Annotated in this window: 16 protein-coding genes; all 16 read left to right on the top strand. The window is 25.2% G+C overall.

All coding sequences use genetic code 11. The features are described 5' to 3' along the window. A partial coding sequence (locus tag AWT72_RS09650) for a hypothetical protein (RefSeq protein ID WP_197407611.1) occupies window positions 1-285 on the top strand: 285 nt, incomplete at its 5' end. Window positions 286-444: 159 nt separating this feature from the next. Beyond that, window positions 445-2334 carry a BglG family transcription antiterminator gene (locus tag AWT72_RS04600; RefSeq protein ID WP_067141513.1) on the top strand — a complete coding sequence of 630 codons (1890 nt, stop codon included), beginning with the start codon at window positions 445-447 and terminating at the stop codon, window positions 2332-2334. Beyond that, window positions 2324-2653: a PTS sugar transporter subunit IIA gene (locus AWT72_RS04595; protein WP_067141510.1), complete on the top strand. Its 330-nt coding sequence runs from the start codon at window positions 2324-2326 to the stop codon at window positions 2651-2653. Before AWT72_RS04600 ends, AWT72_RS04595 begins: the two co-directional genes overlap by 11 nt. After that, a complete protein-coding gene (locus AWT72_RS04590; RefSeq protein ID WP_067141507.1) occupies window positions 2646-2945 on the top strand; it encodes a PTS sugar transporter subunit IIB in 300 nt (99 codons plus the stop codon). Before AWT72_RS04595 ends, AWT72_RS04590 begins: the two co-directional genes overlap by 8 nt. 20 nt (window positions 2946-2965) lie before the next feature. Beyond that, a complete protein-coding gene (locus AWT72_RS04585; protein WP_067141504.1) occupies window positions 2966-4282 on the top strand; it encodes a PTS sugar transporter subunit IIC in 1317 nt (438 codons plus the stop codon). A 57-nt stretch (window positions 4283-4339) separates the two neighbouring features. Further along, complete coding sequence (locus tag AWT72_RS09470; protein WP_156286624.1) at window positions 4340-4486, top strand: hypothetical protein; 147 nt, start codon at window positions 4340-4342, stop codon at window positions 4484-4486. Next, entirely contained in the window at window positions 4483-4899 is a 417-nt protein-coding gene (locus AWT72_RS04580; RefSeq protein ID WP_067141502.1) for a DUF3284 domain-containing protein, read from the top strand. Before AWT72_RS09470 ends, AWT72_RS04580 begins: the two co-directional genes overlap by 4 nt. Before the next feature lie 17 nt (window positions 4900-4916). Continuing rightward, a complete protein-coding gene (locus AWT72_RS04575) occupies window positions 4917-6095 on the top strand; it encodes a PTS sugar transporter subunit IIC (protein ID WP_067141499.1) in 1179 nt (392 codons plus the stop codon). Beyond that, window positions 6088-7467 carry a glycoside hydrolase family 1 protein gene (locus AWT72_RS04570; RefSeq protein WP_067141496.1) on the top strand — a complete coding sequence of 460 codons (1380 nt, stop codon included), beginning with the start codon at window positions 6088-6090 and terminating at the stop codon, window positions 7465-7467. Before AWT72_RS04575 ends, AWT72_RS04570 begins: the two co-directional genes overlap by 8 nt. Window positions 7468-7525: 58 nt before the next feature. After that, on the top strand, window positions 7526-8626 hold the full coding sequence (locus AWT72_RS04565) for an ABC transporter ATP-binding protein (RefSeq protein WP_067141493.1): 1101 nt from the start codon (window positions 7526-7528) through the stop codon (window positions 8624-8626). A 7-nt stretch (window positions 8627-8633) separates the two neighbouring features. Next, window positions 8634-11327, top strand: coding sequence for a glycoside hydrolase family 38 N-terminal domain-containing protein (locus tag AWT72_RS04560; RefSeq protein ID WP_197035233.1), 2694 nt, complete (start codon window positions 8634-8636; stop codon window positions 11325-11327). Beyond that, window positions 11317-12603, top strand: coding sequence for a glycoside hydrolase family 125 protein (locus AWT72_RS04555; RefSeq protein WP_197407610.1), 1287 nt, complete (start codon window positions 11317-11319; stop codon window positions 12601-12603). Before AWT72_RS04560 ends, AWT72_RS04555 begins: the two co-directional genes overlap by 11 nt. Before the next feature lie 5 nt (window positions 12604-12608). After that, the gene (locus AWT72_RS04550) at window positions 12609-13550 is read left to right on the top strand and encodes an ABC transporter permease (RefSeq protein WP_197407609.1); all 942 of its coding nucleotides are present in this window, start codon (window positions 12609-12611) and stop codon (window positions 13548-13550) included. 8 nt (window positions 13551-13558) lie between these two features. Then, window positions 13559-14467, top strand: coding sequence for a carbohydrate ABC transporter permease (locus AWT72_RS04545; protein ID WP_067141487.1), 909 nt, complete (start codon window positions 13559-13561; stop codon window positions 14465-14467). Between the two features lie 21 nt (window positions 14468-14488). Then, window positions 14489-15937, top strand: a complete 1449-nt coding sequence (locus tag AWT72_RS04540; protein ID WP_067141484.1) for an ABC transporter substrate-binding protein — start codon at window positions 14489-14491, stop codon at window positions 15935-15937. A gap of 62 nt (window positions 15938-15999) precedes the next feature. Then, window positions 16000-19050: an alpha-mannosidase gene (locus tag AWT72_RS04535; protein ID WP_067141481.1), complete on the top strand. Its 3051-nt coding sequence runs from the start codon at window positions 16000-16002 to the stop codon at window positions 19048-19050. The last annotated feature ends 127 nt before the right edge of the window (window positions 19051-19177 follow it).

Raw genomic sequence — 19177 nt, 5'->3', positions numbered from 1 at the left:
CATAGTATAGCCTATGATGGGAATTTAGAATATAGTTATAAGAATAGTAAATTTATACTAAATAGTCATATAGCTAAAAGAGATTTTAGTTTAGAGACAAAAGCAAAGTTAACTTATAAGATGCTATATTCAGAATTAGGTGTAAAGTATGATTACCCAAATAAGGTATACCCAGTAATAGGTGTAGGATTTAAAGAAAAATTTGATAAGGTTACAGTAGATGTATTTTTCACACATAAAGAACTTAAAAAGTTTTTATTTAATATAAATTTAAGACTGTTTTGATAAAATTTAAACAAACCATTATTTAGGATTGAATTTCTTAAATAATGGTTTTTAAAATATGAACAGAAATACATTTCCGTATTGATACTGAAAATATTGTAATTGAAAAAACGTTAAATTGGGGTAAAATATACTATAAATAAAAGAAAGGACAAAAATATGTATGAAAATTTGATTAAAATATATAAGTTAATGATAGATAAAAATTATCATACTGCTAAAGAACTTTCTAATCATATTAATATATCTGATAGAACTTGTAGAAAATTGATAAAAGAACTTAAAGATATTTTAAATTCTAAAAATATAGATATAGTTTCTAAGGAGGGGTGCGGGTATAAATTAGAAGGGAATTTGTTAAAAGAAACTGAAATTTTTGATAATTTAAAAACTAATAAATTACCTAATAATACTGATGAGCGTTGTGATTATATCTTGGAAAAATTAGTTAATACTAGTAAGTATGTTAAGTTAGAAGATATTAGTAAAGAACTTTATATAAGTACTAAGACTATATCATTAGATATTAAAAAAATTGATATAAAGGTCAGAAAATATAACTTAAAAATAGAAAGAAAACCATATTATGGTATAAAAATAGTTGGTAGTGAATTAGACATTAGAAATTTGTTAGTAGATATATTAGAGAAAAAATTAAATGAAAATACTGCATATAAAGATTTAGTTGATTTTGAAATAAATGAAAAAACAAAACAAATATATTCGTTTTTAAAAGAAAATATGATTAAAATTTCTGATATTTCTTTTCAAAATTTAATATCAGCAATGTTTATAACTTTAAAAAGAACAAAAGAAAATAGAAAAATTTCTAAAATAGATATAGATAAAAATAATTTATTTTTAGATAAAAGAAAACTTATAGTTGAATGCATGCAAAAGGTATTTGGAAATGTAAAATTAGATGATAATGATTTAGATTATATAACTATAAGATTTTTAACTACTGAAACGTTAAAATATCAGAATACGGAGAATATAAAAGAAATAAATGAATTAATAAATGAAATCTTATACTATATTAAATTAACATTTAAAATAGATTTATATGATGATGAAGAACTTTATAAAAATTTATATACTCATTTATTAGCATTAACAATTAGACTAAGATTTGATATAAGAATAACTAATCCATTATTAGATGAAATAAAAATTAATATGCCCTTAGAATATAATATTTCATTTTATATTAGTAAAATATTAGAAGATAGATATAATAAAAAGTTAACTGAACATGAAATAGGTTATATTTCAGTTATATTACATATGAGTATAGGGTTTAAAAAACAAGAAAGTAAAAAGAAAAATATTTTGATTGTTTGTCCTAGTGGTCGTGGAGTTTCTAAGTTTTTAATATATACGTACAGTAATTTATTTTCTGAATATTCTAATTTAATTAGTTCTTGTGGAGTTAATGAATTGCTAGATATAAATTTAGATACTATTGATGTCATATTTTCTTTGGTAGATATAGAATTTAAATTAGATAAACCAATATATAAAATAAACTATTTCTTAAAAGATGATGAAATAATGAAAATAAAGAATATATTAATGGACGATAAAAGCTATATAAAAAATTTAATGCCAAGAGATTTATTTACATATATAGATAGTAAAATTACTAAAGAAAAAGTAATAAATATAATGTCAAATAAATTAAAAAAAATTAAGTACATACCTGATAATATAGAACAGTTACTTTTAAAAAGAGAAAAATTAGGTATGACTGAAATAAGTAAACAAATTGCTATACCACATTCAGTAGAAGTAATTCCTAATATAAATTTGATAGGGGTGTGTATACTAAAACATGCAGTTACTTGGTTAGATAATAAGGTAAATTTAGTCTTATTTATGTTACTTGATAATAAAAATAATGAAAATGAAATGATATATAAGACAATAACTAAATTAATAGATGAAAAAGAATTAATACAAAATATAATAAAAAATCCTAATTATGATTATTTTGTAAGTATATTAGAGGAATTTTATAAAAAAGGAGAAAAAACACATGAATTATGAAGAATTAAGTGAGTATGCTATGGAAATAATTGCAAATTCTGGTATGTCTAGGTCTTGTTCCATGGAAGCTATAAATTTTGCTAAAAAAGGGGAGTTTAAAAAAGCAGAAGAAAGTATGAGAGAAGCAGAAAAATATTATTTTGAAGCACATGAAGGACAAACGAATTTAATAGTAAAAGAAACATCGGGGGAAGAAAAAATAAATTTAAACTTACTCATGGTTCATGCACAGGATCATTTGAGTATGGCTTTAATTACAAAAGATAATGCAAAAGAATTTATAGAATTATATAAAAGAATAGGGGGAGAAAATGGTTAATATTTTATTAGTATGTACAGCGGGTATGTCAACAAGTTTTCTAGTTGAAAAAATGAAAACTTCTGCAAATAAAAATGATATAGAAGTTGATATAAAAGCAGTACCAGAAGCAAATGCAAAAGATTATGTTGGAAGCACTGATATTGTTTTATTAGGACCACAAGTAAAATATTTAGAAGGTAGTATTAAAGAACTTTTTGGTAGTATTCCAGTAGAAGTAATAAACATGTTAGATTATGGAACTATGAATGGGGAAAAAGTATTAAATTTTGCATTAGAAAAAGTTAAATAAATATAAAAGGAGAAATAATAATGAAAAATTTTATGAATTGGCTTGAAGCTAACTTTATACCTGTTGCTGCTAAACTCTCACAGCAAAGACATTTAGTAGCAATAAGAGATAGCTTTATAGCAATATTACCTATAACTATGGTTGGTTCTATTGCAGTATTATTAAATGTATTTTTTAGAGATTTACCAAAAAATTATGGTTTTCCCAAAATTGCAGAAGTTATGAGTCCTTTAATAAATATTAATGGTATAGTATGGTTTGGTTCAATTGCTATATTATCATTAGTATTTGTTATATCACTTGGGTATAATTTAGCAAATTCTTATAAAGTAAACCCTATTGCAGGGGCTTTGGTAGCTTTTGCTTCATTTATACTATTTTTACCACAAAGTGCTACATTCATGGCAGATATAAATGGAACTATGCATGAAGTTTCATCTTGGGGTTATATTAATGTAAATTATTTAGGAGCAAGTGGATTATTCCCTGCAATGATAATAGGGGCATTTTCTACAATAATTTATTCTAAATTAATGGTTAACAAAATAACTATAAGTTTGCCTGACTCAGTTCCACCTGCTGTTAATAAAGCATTTAGTTCTATAATTCCAGGAGTGGTAGCTATATATATTTCAGCAATATTATCTTATGTAGTAGTAACTACAACAGGACAAACATTAAATGATATTATATCATTATATATTCAAAAACCATTATTAGGATTATCACAAGGATTATTTTCAGTATTAATATTGGCATTTTTAATACAATTTTTCTGGTTCTTTGGATTACATGGACACAATGTATTAGCTCCAATATTGGACGGTATATATCAACCAGCATTACTTGCTAATGTAGAACATATAGCAAAAGGTGGAACAGTTGAAACTTTACCTTATTTGTGGACTAGGGGTTCATTTGATGCTTATCTTCAAATGGGTGGTTCAGGAATAACAATAGCCTTAATAATATCAATATTAATATTTTCAAAAAGAGAAGATCATAGAGCAGTTGCTAAATTAGGAGCTCCTATGGGAATGTTTAATATAAATGAACCTATGATATTTGGTATGCCTATAGTACTAAATCCATTATATTTAATACCATTTACTATAATACCAGTAATAGCAGCAATAATAGGTTATACTGCAACGGTTTTAGGTTTAGTACCGCCAGTATATGTTCAAGTTCCGTGGGTATTACCTCCAGGTTTATATGCTTTCTTTGCAACAGGTGGTTCATTTGTAGCAATGTTAGTTTCATTATTTAATGTCTTTATAGCATTTATAATATGGACACCATTTGTAATAATAGCAAATAGAATTAAAGAACAATAACAAATTAAAGGACTGCATAAATTTTATAGGTGTAGTCCTTAATTTGAAGGAGTTAATATGAAATCATGGTCAATATTTTTAATAGCAATAGGAACTATATTTATAATTTCTTACCCTATTGATAATATATTATTAAACTTAATTATGGGTTTAAGTTTTATAATTATAGGATTGATATTAGTTATAAAAGGAAATAAAAAATGAAATTAGAATATATATTAAATGTTTCAGATAAGGAAATATATAATTTTTTAATAAATAATTTAAAAAGTGAAATAAATGTAAATAAAGAACTTAAAGAAGGACTGAAAGTCAAAAAAAATATTAATAGTAAAAATACTGCATTATTAGAAATATTAAAATTAGATGAAAATAAAAGATATTCTTTAAAATATATAACTAATTTAGGTGAAACCATAGTTGATTATAGTATAGATAAATTAGATGAAAATAAGGTTAAAGTTATATATGAAGAAACATATATTACTGATTCAGTAATAAAAAAATCTAATTACTATTTAGTAGGTTTATTTTATTCATATTTATTTAAAAGAAAAAGAAAGAAACAGTTTAAAATGATAGAAAAATATATTGTTGAAAATAGAGATAAAATATAAGGAGAAAATTTAATATTATGAATTCATTTAAAGACACTATAATACCAATATTTACTAAGATTTCTAATCAAAAACATGTAAATGCAGTAAAGGAAACTTTTATAGCATTAGCACCAATATTATTAGTAGGTTCCATTGCACTATTATTAAGAGATTTTTTAATATTTAATTTTATTAAAGATTTTAATAATGCTATTTCTTTTATATGTTTATCATTTATATCAATTATATTTATTATAATATTGGCTTATAAATTATCAGATATACAAGGATTAATTATATCATTAGTTATATTTATATTATCAATACAAGAAAAAATGAGTATAAATATAAGTGATTTAGGTTCAAAAAATATATTTTTAGCAATAGTAATAACTATAATATCTGTTGAACTATATACTGAAATTTCTAAATTAAAATTTAATGTAAATATGCCTAGTTTTATACCACCAGCAGTAGTAGGAACATTTGCATTAATAATCAAAATGTCTATAACTATATATATTTTAGGAATTATAGTATATTTATTACCAATTAAACATATTTTTTACAGTTTAATACAAAGCCCTATATTGAAATTTTCACAAAACATGTTAATTATTGCATTAATGTCAATTTTAATACAAATATTTTGGTTTTTTGGAGTTCATGGACATAACTTAATATCACCAATATTAGATACAGTTTATCAGCCAGCATTAATTTCTAATATGGAACATATTGTAAATGGTGGAAGTGTAGATAGTCTACCATATATATGGACTAGGTCATCGTTTGATGCTTATCAACCAGGTGGTTCTGGTATTACCATAGCATTAATAATAGCAATAATGTTATTTTCAAGAAAAAAATCAAATAAAGATATAGCAAAAATGGCAGCGCCCATGGGAATTTTTAATATAAATGAACCTATAATCTTTGGAATACCATTAGTATTAAATATGAATTATTTAATACCATTTATACTAGCACCAACTATATCAGCCATAATAGCATATATAGTAACAGTTATAGGAATAATTCCTCCTACCTATATACAAGTTCCTTGGGTTTTGCCACCAGGAGTATATGCATATTTTGCAACAGGGGGATCAATTAAAGCTGCTTTAGTTGCAATATTTAATGTTATTTTATCAATAATTATATGGATACCATTTGTAATAAGAGAAAATAGAATAGGAGAAAATAATGATTAAATTTCCAAAAAATTTTTATTGGGGAAGTTCTATAAGTGCAGAACAAAGTGAAGGAAGATTTGAAAATGATAATAAAGGTTTAACGACATGGGATAAATTTTATGAGATAGAACCATATAAGTTCTATAATAATATAGGTCCTGATAAAACTACAAGTATGTATAAATATTTTAAAGAAGATATTCAATTATTAAAAAAAACAGGACATAATGCATTTAGAACTTCTATATCTTGGGCTAGATTAATACCCAATGGTATAGGTGAAATTAATGATAAAGCAGTTAAATTTTACAGAGAGTATTTTAATGAATTAAAAAATAATGGTATAGAGCCTTTTGTAAATTTATCACATTTTGATATACCTTTAACTTTACAAGAAAAATATAATGGATTTGAAAGTAAAGTTGTAGTAGAAGCATATAGTCAGTACGCAAAAACTTGTTTTAAATTATTTGGAGATATAGTTAAAACTTGGTTTACTTTTAATGAACCTATAGTATCAGTTGAATGTGGGTATTTATTACAATATCATTATCCACTAGAAGTGGATTCTAAAAAAGCCGTTAAAGTTGCATATAATATAGCTTTGGCATCTGCGAAAGCAATAAAAGAATTTAAAAATATAGTTACAGATGGGAAAATTGGAATAATATTAAATCTAACACCAGCATACCCTAGATCTAATAATAAATATGATTTAAAGGCTGCTAGAATAGCAGAATTATTTGCCAGTAAATCATTTTTAGACCCGAGTGTTAAAGGTTTTTACCCAGATGAATTAATAGAGATAATAAAAAAACATGATTTAATGCCTGAATATACTAGGGAAGAGTTAGATATAATAAGAAATAATACAGTTAATATATTGGGAATAAACTATTACCAGCCTTTAAGAGTTTGTGCTAAAAAAAATAAACCTAATGATGAAGCACCATTTATGCCAACATACTATTATGATCATTATGAAATGCCCGCTAGGAGAATGAATCCATACAGGGGTTGGGAAATATACCCAAAAGGTATATATGATATTTCAAAAAATATTAAAGAAAATTATGGGAATATACCTTGGTTCGTAGCAGAAAACGGTATGGGTGTTGAAAATGAAGAAAGATTTTTAAAAAATGGAATTATAGAAGATGATTATAGAATAGAATTTTTTAAAGAGCATCTAGAATTTTTATATAAGGGGATAAAAGAAGGTTCTAATTGTTTAGGGTATTTAGTGTGGACAAGTATAGACTGTTGGTCTTGGTTAAATTCATATAAAAATAGATATGGTTTAATAAGTTTAGATTTAAAAACAAATAAAAGAAGTATAAAAAAATCAGGATTATGGTTTAATGAATTAAGTAAGAATAATGGTTTTTAAAGATTTTTATTAATTAAAAAATTAGAGAAAAAATTTAGATAATAATTTAGGAGGCAAAATGGCAAATGTAACATTAAAAGGAGTTGAAAAACAATATCCAAATGGCTTTAAAGCGGTACATGGAATAGATTTAGAAATAAAAGATGGAGAATTTATGGTATTTGTAGGACCAAGTGGCTGTGCAAAATCAACAACTTTAAGAATGATAGCAGGATTAGAGGAAATAACGGGAGGAGAAGTTTACATAGGAGATAAACTAGTAAATGATGTCCCACCAAAAGATAGAGAAATAGCAATGGTATTCCAAAGTTATGCCCTATATCCACATATGACAGTATATGAAAATATGGCATTTGGACTAAAATTAAGAAAGACACCAAAAGATGAAATAGATAGAAGAGTAAGAGAAGCAGCAGAGAAATTAGAAATAACAGAACTATTAGATAGAAAACCAAAGGAAATGTCTGGTGGTCAAAGACAAAGGGTAGCCTTAGGTAGAGCAATAGTAAGAAAACCAAAAGTATTCTTATTTGACGAACCATTATCTAACTTAGATGCAAAACTAAGGGTATCAATGAGAGTAAGAATAACACAATTACATAAAGAATTAAAAAATACAATGATATATGTAACTCATGACCAAGTAGAAGCAATGACAATGGGAGATAGAATAACAGTATTAAAACTAGGTAAGATAATGCAAGTAGATACACCACTAAATCTATATCATAAACCAGCAAATAAGTTTGTGGCAGGATTTATAGGTTCACCTACAATGAACTTAATAGAAGCAGACTTAGTAGAAAAAGATAATAAAGTATATGTTAAGATAGGTGATACATTCATAGAGATAGCCAAAGAAAAAGCAGATAAGGTAAAGACATATGTAGGTAAGAAAGTAATCTTTGGGATAAGACCAGAAGCAATAGAGGCAGTAGATGAGGCAACACCTGAGAGTGTAGTAGGAGATATATCAGTAGTAGAACAAATGGGAAATGAAGAATATATATACTTCACATTAGGAAATGTGCAATGGACAAGTAGAATGAATGTAGAAGGCTTAGCAGATTTAAGACAAACAGGAAAACATAACTTTAAATTTGATACAACAAAATGTCATATATTTGATATAGATACAGAAGAAAATGTTAGTTTGTGAGGTAAAAATGAAAAAAACTGTACACATAATATCTCATTCTCATCTAGATAGAGAATGGTATTTGCCTTTAATAGAGCATCAAATGTATTTAGTTGATTTAATTGATAATATTTTAGAATTATCTAAAGATAGTAGATTTAATAGTTTTCATTTAGATGGACAAGTAATACCACTTGAAGATTATTTAAAAATTAAACCAGAAAATAGAGAAAAACTTATTGGTTTAATATCTAGCGGAAAATTGAAAATAGGGCCTTGGTATGTATTGCAAGATTCCTTTTTAATAAGTGCAGAATCTAATCTAAGGAATTTACAAGTAGGAATTAAAGAAGCTAAGAGATATTTAAAGGGAGTAGATATAAAAGAGCATATGTTTATAGGCTATTTCCCAGATACTTTTGGAAATGTAGGTCAAATGCCACAAATATTAAAAAGAGCAGGAATAGATATAGCATATTTTGGTAGGGGTGTTAAGGCAACTGGTTTTGATAATATTGTTGTAGAAGATTTTACTTCTAAAAATTCTGAAATGTATTGGAGTTCAAAAAATAGTGATAAAGTTTTAGGTATACTTTTCGCAAATTGGTATTGTAATGCAATAGAAATTCCAGTAGACAAAAATATTGCTAAAACATATTGGGATCAAAAGATAAAAGATGTTGAAAAATATGCAAGTACATCACATTTACTTATGATGAATGGTTGTGATCATCAACCTTTGCAAATGAATATATTAGATGCTATTGATACTGCAAATGAACTTTATGATGATTATGAATTTATACATTCAAATTTATTTGATTATTATAAGGCAGTGAAAAAAGAAGTATTTGATAAAAAATTAAATCTTAATAATATAAACGGAGAGTTAAGATCTCAAAAAACAGATGGTTGGTATACTTTACAAGGAACATCATCTAATAGAGTTATACTAAAAAAACAAAATAAAAAGGCAGAATTTTTATTAGAAGAAGTGGTAGAGCCATTGCTTTATTCAATATATGATAAAAAACAATACCCCTATGATGCTATACATTACGCATATAAGACATTAATATCAAATCATCCGCATGATAGTATATGTGGAACAGGTATAGATAGCATACACAAAGGTATGTTAGAAAGATTTAAGGAAGTAATAGAATTATCTAATCATTTGGTTAATAGAGCCTTGTATGATTTTTCTAAAAATGTAAATACAACTAATTTAGATTATGAATATATGTTGTCAGTGCATAATATAAATCAATATTCAACAATAAAAGAAATAGAAGCAGAAATAGATTATAAAACTATTAAATTTAAAGATATGCATTATCAAAAAGCGTATGAATTATTGAAAAATGAAAATATACCAAAATCTGTAATAATTTATGATGGAGATAAAGAAGTTTATAGAACAAATTTAAAGCAGGCTAAGGTCTTATTTGATTACAAAATACCTGATGATAGTTTTAGAGTACCATACTGGACACAAAAACTAAAATTTAATGCAGTAATACCTATGGAAGCATTTAGTAGAAAGGTATTTAATTTAAAGTTTTTATTTGATGAATTAGAAAAAGTCTCAAATATAAAAATAGGTAAAGATTATTTAGAAAATGAGTATATAAAATTAAGTGTAAATAATGATGGAACTTTTAATTTATATAATAAAAAAGATAAGATTGAACTTTTAAATTTAGGTGTAATAGAAGATAATGGTGATGTTGGAAATGAGTATATATATAAAAGAGCAAATGCTAAATCTATATATTCAAATGAAAATCAAAATATTAAATATAATATAAAAAGTATTACAAAAGATAAGGCTATTATAGAAATTTATGACACAATAAAAATACCAGTATCAGCAGAAAATGATTTTGAAAAAATTAAAGAGCAAATGCAAGAAGTTACAATAAGAAATGTTAAAAGAGCAGATGATTTAGTTGAATTTAAAATTATTAAGACATTAGAATTAAATACATATGATAAAGTAGTTAAATTAAATATTAAATTTAATAATATAGCAAAAGATCATAGGCTAAGAATATTATTTGCTAATGATATTAAAACAGATTATGTTTACCCTGAAAGTATTTATGAAGTAGTTAAAAGACCAATAATGCCAAGTAAAGAATGGTTAAATCCAGATAATTCACAAAATTTAAATAGATTTGTTAATTTAAGAGATGAAAATATGGGATTAACTATAGGTACTAATGGGATAGCAGAATATGAAGTTTTAAAAGATGACAATACACTTGCTTTAAGTATAGGAAGATACACAGGAGAGATAGGAGACTGGGGATATTTCCCGACAGAAGATTCACAAGAACAAGGTGAAATTGATTTAGATTTATACATAGACTTATATAAAGGAGATGAAATTAAATCTTATCATAGAATATTAGAATATAGAAAACAAGTGCAATGCATACAAATATATCCTAATAATAAAGGAAATATAGAAGCTAATAAAAAATTAGATATTGAATTAGGGAATAATATGTTAATGGCATTAAATAGAAATGAAAATAAAACAGGAATTATAAGGCTTTGTAATTATTCAAAAAATGCAAATAATATAAAAATAAATTCTATAAATGAACTTAATATATTAGAAAATGAAATTATATCAATAGATGAAAATAATGTTAAAAATATTAATGCTTATGAAATTAGAACATTTGAATTGGGTGATAATGATGCAAATTAGTGAAAAGTTATATGACTTAATAAGAGATAGTGATGAAATATCTGATAAAACTAAAAAAATATTCAAAAATTGTATGGAAAATACATTGAGTAGAACACTTATATCAACAGATAGAGATGATTATTTTGTAATAACAGGAGATATTCCTGCTATGTGGTTAAGGGATTCTAGTGGACAAATAAAGCCTTTATTTTATCTAGATATAAAAGAAGCAGATGATATTATTAAAAAAGTGATAAAAAGACAATTATATTGTTTAGATAAAGATTTATATGCTAATGCTTTTAATATGACTAATAATGGAAAATCATGGGATAGAAATGATATAACAGAGTGGAATGATCATATTTGGGAACGAAAATATGAACTAGATTCTATATGTTATCCATTAGATACAATATATATGTACTATGAAAAAACAGGAGATTTAGAAATATTTGATAATAAATTTTTTGAATTATTAAATAAAATAATAAATATGTTGATAGTTGAACAACATCATTTAGAAAAATCAACATATCATTTTGAAAGACCTAATCCATATGTATACTATGATACATTAGCTAATAATGGAAAAGGGTCAAATGTAGCATATACAGGTATGTCTTGGAGCGGGTTTAGACCTAGTGATGATGCTTGTACATATCAATATTTAATTCCATCTAATTTTTACTTAGTTAAGGTATTAGGAAAACTTATAAAAATAATGAAGCAAAATTTTTCTGATAAAGTTATTTTAATAGAAAAAATGGAAAAATTAAAAAATGAAGTTAAAGAAGGCATAGAAAAATATGCAATATTTGAAGATAGTGATTTTGGTAAAATCTATGCTTATGAAGTTGATGGTTTAGGAAATAGTTTATGTATGGATGATGCTAATGTTCCATCATTACTTAGTTTACCTTATTTAGAATGTGTAAAAAATGATGATATTATATATGAAAATACTAGAAAATTTGTATTAAGTAGTAAAAATCCTTATTATTATGAAGGAACCAATGCTAAGGGTATAGGAAGTCCGCATACTCCTAAAAACTATATTTGGCATATAGCATTATCTATTCAATCTATGACTGAAAAAGATAAAGTTAAACAAAAAGAAATTTTAGATATAATAGAAAAAACTGATGCTGATAAATTTTTAATGCATGAAGGTTTTAATAAAGATAATCATTATGAATACACTAGAGATTGGTTCTCTTGGTCCAATTCTTTATACTGCGAAGCAGTGCTAAAATATTTAGGGTTTGAAAGAATTAGAAAGCAAAGGGTGTGATTTTTTTGGAAAATAAGAAAAAAAGAAAATTTGGTATGGAAAATATAGAATTAACTTTATTATCTATACCAACAATAACATGGTTTATCTTATTTTGTTATTTACCTATTATGGGTATAATAATGGCTTTTAAAAGATATAGAATATTTCCTAGAAAAGGCTTTTTTTATAGCTTACTTAATAGTGAATGGGTAGGTTTGAATAATTTTAAATTCATTTTAAAGACTAATGACATATATATATTATTAAGAAATACCATAGTGTATAATATTATATTTATAATTATGGGTATAGTTATACCAGTAACATTAGCAATACTTATAAAAGAACTATATAGTACATTTAGATCTAAACTATATCAAACTTTAATGTTTTTCCCATATTTTATGTCTTGGGTAATAGTAAGTTATTTTATATACGCTTTTCTAAGTACAGATAAGGGAGTGATAAATAATATATTAGTTTATTTTGGAAAAGAAAGAGTAAGTTGGTACACCCAAAGTGATTATTGGCCATATTTATTAGTATTTATACGGAATTGGAAAGCTACTGGTTATGGAATGATAGTATATTTGGCAACTATTGCAGGGATAGATCCAACTTTATACGAAGCAGCGGTTGTTGATGGAGCTAGTAAATGGCAACAAGTTAAGTATATAACTTTACCAGGATTAAAAAGAGTAATAATTATAATGTTTATATTAAGTGTTGGTGGTATATTTTATTCAGACTTTGGATTATTTTATCAATCAACAAGGGGAGTACCAGGTTCATTATTTAATGTAGCAGCAACATTAGATACTTATGTATTTAATGCATTAAAAGGCGGTTCTCCAATAGGAACTATAACTGCAGTTGCATTATTACAATCTATTGCTTGTTGTATAACTATATTAACGGCAAATTATATCGTTAAAAAAGTAGATAAAGAAAGTGCTATTATTTAGGGGGGAATATGAAAAAAACAAAAGTAAGATTAAATGCAATAAGTCCAGTGGCTAATGCATTATTAGAAGTATTTTTTATGATTTTTGCTATAGTATGTGTAGTTCCTTTCTTACTTATTATAGCAATATCATTAACAAGTGAAGCAACATTATATGAAAATGGGTTTAGGTTTATACCATCAAAAATATCTTTTGACGCATATATATTTTTATGGCATGAAAAAGCAACTATATTAAAGGCATTAGGGGTTTCTGTTGGTATAACAACTGTTGGTACTATATTAGGTGTATTATTTGCAACAACACTAGGTTATTCATTATCTAGACCTAATTTTAGACTTAAAAGTTTATTTACTTATGTAATATTTATACCTATGATATTTAATGGTGGACTAGTGGCATCATTTGTAGTAAATACTCATTTATTGGGATTAAAAAATTCTTATTGGGCATTGATTTTACCTATATGTGTAAATTCATTTAATGTAATATTAGCAAGATCATATTTTTCAACTAATATACATAGTAGTTTAATAGAATCGGCTAAAATAGATGGTGCAACTCAACTTCAAATTTTCACAAAAATAGTTTTACCATTAGCAAAACCATTAATAGCAACCTTGGCATTATTTTTAAGTTTTGGGTATTGGAATGATTGGTTTCAAGCAGCATTGTATATAAGTGATAGTAGTAAATTACCACTTCAAGCAGTACTTAATAATATACAAAAAAATATAGAATATTTAGCACAAAATCCTAGTATTGGTTTAACATTACAAGAGTACATAAGAAATTTACCGACAGAGTCAATGAGAATGGCAATAGCAGTTATGATTATAGTACCAATAGCATTAGCTTATCCATTCTTCCAAAAATACTTTATAACAGGATTAACAGTGGGAGCAATTAAAGAATAATTATAAATAGGAGGAAAAATTATGAAAAAATTTTTTAAAAAAATAGCATTAGCTATGACAATGGGATTAGTATTTGTATCATGTGGTAGTAAAGAAGAAAAAGTTGCTGAAGAAATACCTACATTAAAAGTTATTAATATAGGTAATGGAAAACCAGAAAATTATGATACATGGATTCAAAAAGTAAATGAATATGTAGAACCTAAAATTGGTGCTAAATTAGAAGTTGAAACTATATCTTGGGGAGATTGGGGTAGCAGAAGAAGTATAATATCTACTTCAAATGAACCTTTTGATGTTTTATTTGGTAATAACAATGTATATTACAATGATGTAAGTACAGGATTATTCATATCACTAGATGATTTATTAAATAAGCCTGAATTTAAGGCATTAAAAGATTTAATACCTGATAAATATTGGGACGGTGTTAGAATAAATGGTAAAATTTATGCAGTACCAACATATAAAGATTCTTCAATAACTCAATATTTTGTAATAGATAAAAAATATGTTGATAAATTTAATGTTAAATTAGATGAACTTAAAACATTACCTGATTTAGATAATTTATTAGGAAATATAAAAAAAGAAACAGGAAAACCTTCATATATTTTAGATAGAGAAGGAGCAACTCAAATATTTAATAATTACGATAAATTTGGTTTAGCATTTGATGGTTTAGCTGTTCACATAGATGATAAAGAAATGAAAGTTGTAAATGTTTTTGAACAAGCAGATATATTAAAAGATTTAGAATATTTACATAAATGGTACAAAGAAGGAATTATAAATCCTGATGCTGCAACAACTACTGAAAGACCTAAATATGCACCATTCTTTATAGCACAAGGTTGGCCATTAGCAGCAAAAACAGTATGGGGACCACAAATAGGGGCTGAAGTTTTATTAGCACAATATGGACCAACAATAGTATCAAATGGAACTATACAAGGATCATTAAATAGTATATCTTCTAGTTCAACTAGTCCTGAAAAAGCATTAGCGTTCTTACAATTAATAAATACTGATACTAAATTAAGAGATATGTTTGCATATGGTGAAGAAGGAGTAAACTTTGAATATGTTGAAGCATTTGGTGAACAAAGAATAAGTAGAAATGATGCTAAATTTAAAGGATGGCCAATGGCAGCTTATGCACAAGGAACATTCTTTAATATGACTATAACTAATGACGTTGAAGAAAATCAATGGAAAGAAGTTGAAAAATTAAATGAAGAAGCAAAACCTTCTGTATTATTAGGATTTACATTTAATGTTGAACCAGTACAAGATGAAATATTTGCTGTATTAGGTGTATATAATAAATATAAAGCAGAATTATTAACAGGAGTTCATGAACCAAAAGCTAAAATAGCACAAATGTTAGAAGAAATGAATAAAGTTGGACTTCAAAAAATAAAAGAAGAAGCACAAAAACAAATAGATGAATTTAAGAAAACTAAATAATTAAAATATATAAGTGTATGTCATTTTTGGCATACACTTACTTATTAGGAAATGGAGAAAAAGTGAAATTTTTAGATCAAAGAGCTGAAGTTATATTAAGAGATTTAAAAAAATTAATGATACAAGAAAAAATTGAAATAACTGATTGGGAATATAAGAAAGGATACTATTTAAGACCTGAAAATGCTGATGGTGAAGGTGCTAAATTTGAAAAATTTAATACCAAAAAAATGTTTTTTACAGGTAAAGACACTAATTATTGGTTTAAAACAAAAATAAATATACCTGAAAAATATTATGGGAAAACTTTATGGCTAGAAGTAGATACTAAAATAGAAGGTGGGGGTTGCCAAAATCCACAGTTTTTATTATTTGTTGATGGTAAAATTATACAAGGTTTAGATACTAAACATAAGCAAACTTTACTATATACTAATACAGAACCAAAAGAAATAAGAATAGATTTACAAGCACATACTGGATATTTTCATACAGATTTAAAATTAGAAACAAACTTTTTTCTATTAGATGAAAAAATTCAAAAATTATATTACGATATTCAAGTTCCTTTATTATCATTTGAATGGTTAAAAGAAGATAGTTTAGAAAGAATAAATTTAGGAAAACATATTAATGAAACAATAAATTTATTAGATATGAGAAATCCTTTATCAAAAGAATTTTATGCTTCATTAGATAAGGCAATAGAGTATATAGAAAAAAATATTTATACTGATATGGCAGGTAATAATGAAATAATTGCAAGTTCAATAGGACATACACATATAGATGTTGCATGGAGATGGACTGTTGAGCAAACTAAACAAAAGGTATCAAGAAGTTTTTCAACTGTAACGAAGTTAATGAGTGAATATGATAATTATAAGTTTATGTCTAGTCAACCAGCACTTTATAAGTTTTTAAAATTAAGATACCCAGAAATATATGAAAATGTAAAAAAATTAATTAGAGAAAAAAGATGGGAACCAGAAGGTGGATTTTTTGTAGAAGCAGATACTAATTTACCATCAGGAGAATCTTTAATAAGACAAATGTATTATGGAAAGAAATTTTTTAAAGATGAATTTGGTTTAGATAATGGCAAGATATTATGGTTACCAGATGCTTTTGGGTATTCTGGGAATTTACCACAAATAATGAATAAATGTAATATTAAATATTTTATGACCACTAAACTTGCATGGAATCAATATAATAAAATACCAAATGATACTTTTATGTGGGAAGGTATAGATGGAACTAGTATCCTTACATATTTAATAACTACTACTGAATTAAAACAAAATAGAAAGAGTTTTTTTACTACATATAATGGTATGCTACATCCAGATGCCATTATGGGTGCTTGGAATAGATATCAAAATAAAAATATAAATAATGATATATTAATTTCTTATGGATATGGAGATGGTGGCGGGGGTCCAACTCGTGAAATGCTAGAAGTATCTAAGAGAATGGAAAAAGGAATAAAGGGAATACCACAAGTTAAGCAAAGATTTGCAATTGATTTTTTTGAAGATTTAGAAAAAAAAGTTATAGGAAATAAAAGATTAGAAAAGTGGGTAGGAGAACTATATTTTGAATATCATAGAGGGACTTTAACTTCTATGGGTAGAAATAAAAGAGCAAATAGAAAAACTGAAATTAATTTAATGAATTTAGAATTTTTAGCCAGTTTATCTAATTTAGAATACCCACAAAAAGAATTAGATGAAATTTGGGAAACAGTTTTAATAAATCAATTTCATGATATATTACCAGGTTCTAGCATAAAAGAAGTATATGATTTAACAAAAATTCAATATAAAGAAATAAAAGAAAAATTAAATAAAATACAAAATAGAACTTTAAAATCTATGAATACAGATAATAAAGGAGTAACTTTAATAAACACTTTATCACATGTTAGAAATGATTATGTTGATATTAGTAATTTAATAGGAAATAAATCAGGGTATTTAGGAGATAATTTAGTACAAAATGGTATGGCATATATTAAAAATTTACTTCCAAAAGGGTATAAATATTATGAGTTTATAGAAAGTGAAATATCAAATAGTAATATAAAAATAGAAAATAGAAAATTTGAAACTAATTTATATACATTAGAATTTGATGAAAATTACAATATAGTTTCTATATTTGATAAAGATGAAAAAAGAGAACTTATAAAACGCAATGAATTAGCCAATCAACTAATAATGTATGAAGATAAACCTATGTGGCATGATAACTGGGATATAGATGAATACTATACTGAAAAATTCTATGAAGTAAATAATGTAACAAAGGTAGAAGTAGTTGAAAATGGATCAGTATATATGAAATTAAGAATAGAAAGAAGTATAAGTAGATCTAAGATATATCAAGATATTTATTTATATAATGATATTAAGCGTATAGATTTCAGAACAAAAATAGAATGGGATGATAGTCAACATTTACTAAAAGTACATTTCCCATTAAATATACATGCAAATACTGCTAGTTTTGATATACAATTTGGTCATATAAAAAGAGCAACACACAAGAATACTAGTTGGGACAGAGCTAGGTTTGAATCAGCAGCACATAAGTATGTAGATTTATCAGAAGGTCATTATGGAGTTGCTATTATGAATGATTGTAAATATGGGCATGCAGTAAACGGTTCTAATGTAGGTTTATCACTTATAAAATCAGGAAATGAACCTAATGAAATGGCAGATAGAGAAACTCATTATATTACTTATTCACTATATATGCATAAGGGAGACTTAATAAATAGTGATGTTATAGAGCAATCATATAATATAAATAATGAGATAATAGCATATAAAGGTAAATTAGAAAAAGAAGAATATTCTTTTATATCTTGTGATAAGAAAAATATTATCATAGAAACTATAAAAAAAGCGTATGATAGTAAAGATATAATAATTAGATTATATGAAGCACATAATAGTTTTACTAGATTTAAATTGAATTTAGATAAAAAATATAAGAAAATTTATTTATGTGATGGTCTAGAAAATATAATAAAAGAATTAGATATAAATCAAGAAATAGAAATAAGGGGATTTGAGTTTTTAACTATAAGGTTAAGTGAATAATTTTTACTTTTCATTTACTCTATAACTTATATTGACAAAATAAATTTCAAGTGATACGATTATAACAAAAAGAAATAGTTTATGAATAAACAATAAATTATAATAGGAGCATAAATATCATATTTTT

The organism is Oceanivirga salmonicida (genome assembly GCF_001517915.1).
Lineage (GTDB): Bacteria > Fusobacteriota > Fusobacteriia > Fusobacteriales > Leptotrichiaceae > Oceanivirga > Oceanivirga salmonicida.
The sequence above is the reverse complement of the archived record's forward strand: the minus strand, read 5'-3'. Positions and strand labels throughout refer to the sequence as shown.

Excerpts from the sequence above, each read along its gene's own strand:
- AWT72_RS04560 (WP_197035233.1), top strand. The coding sequence starts at position 8,634 with ATGAAAAAAACTGTACACATAATATCTCATTCTCATCTAGATAGAGAA.
- AWT72_RS04540 (WP_067141484.1), top strand. The coding sequence starts at position 14,489 with ATGAAAAAATTTTTTAAAAAAATAGCATTAGCTATGACAATGGGATTA.
- AWT72_RS04555 (WP_197407610.1), top strand. The coding sequence starts at position 11,317 with ATGCAAATTAGTGAAAAGTTATATGACTTAATAAGAGATAGTGATGAA.
- AWT72_RS04600 (WP_067141513.1), top strand. The coding sequence starts at position 445 with ATGTATGAAAATTTGATTAAAATATATAAGTTAATGATAGATAAAAAT.
- AWT72_RS04570 (WP_067141496.1), top strand. The coding sequence starts at position 6,088 with ATGATTAAATTTCCAAAAAATTTTTATTGGGGAAGTTCTATAAGTGCA.
- AWT72_RS04580 (WP_067141502.1), top strand. The coding sequence starts at position 4,483 with ATGAAATTAGAATATATATTAAATGTTTCAGATAAGGAAATATATAAT.
- AWT72_RS04585 (WP_067141504.1), top strand. The coding sequence starts at position 2,966 with ATGAAAAATTTTATGAATTGGCTTGAAGCTAACTTTATACCTGTTGCT.
- AWT72_RS04545 (WP_067141487.1), top strand. The coding sequence starts at position 13,559 with ATGAAAAAAACAAAAGTAAGATTAAATGCAATAAGTCCAGTGGCTAAT.
- AWT72_RS09470 (WP_156286624.1), top strand. The coding sequence starts at position 4,340 with ATGAAATCATGGTCAATATTTTTAATAGCAATAGGAACTATATTTATA.
- AWT72_RS04565 (WP_067141493.1), top strand. The coding sequence starts at position 7,526 with ATGGCAAATGTAACATTAAAAGGAGTTGAAAAACAATATCCAAATGGC.
- AWT72_RS04575 (WP_067141499.1), top strand. The coding sequence starts at position 4,917 with ATGAATTCATTTAAAGACACTATAATACCAATATTTACTAAGATTTCT.
- AWT72_RS04590 (WP_067141507.1), top strand. The coding sequence starts at position 2,646 with ATGGTTAATATTTTATTAGTATGTACAGCGGGTATGTCAACAAGTTTT.
- AWT72_RS04595 (WP_067141510.1), top strand. The coding sequence starts at position 2,324 with ATGAATTATGAAGAATTAAGTGAGTATGCTATGGAAATAATTGCAAAT.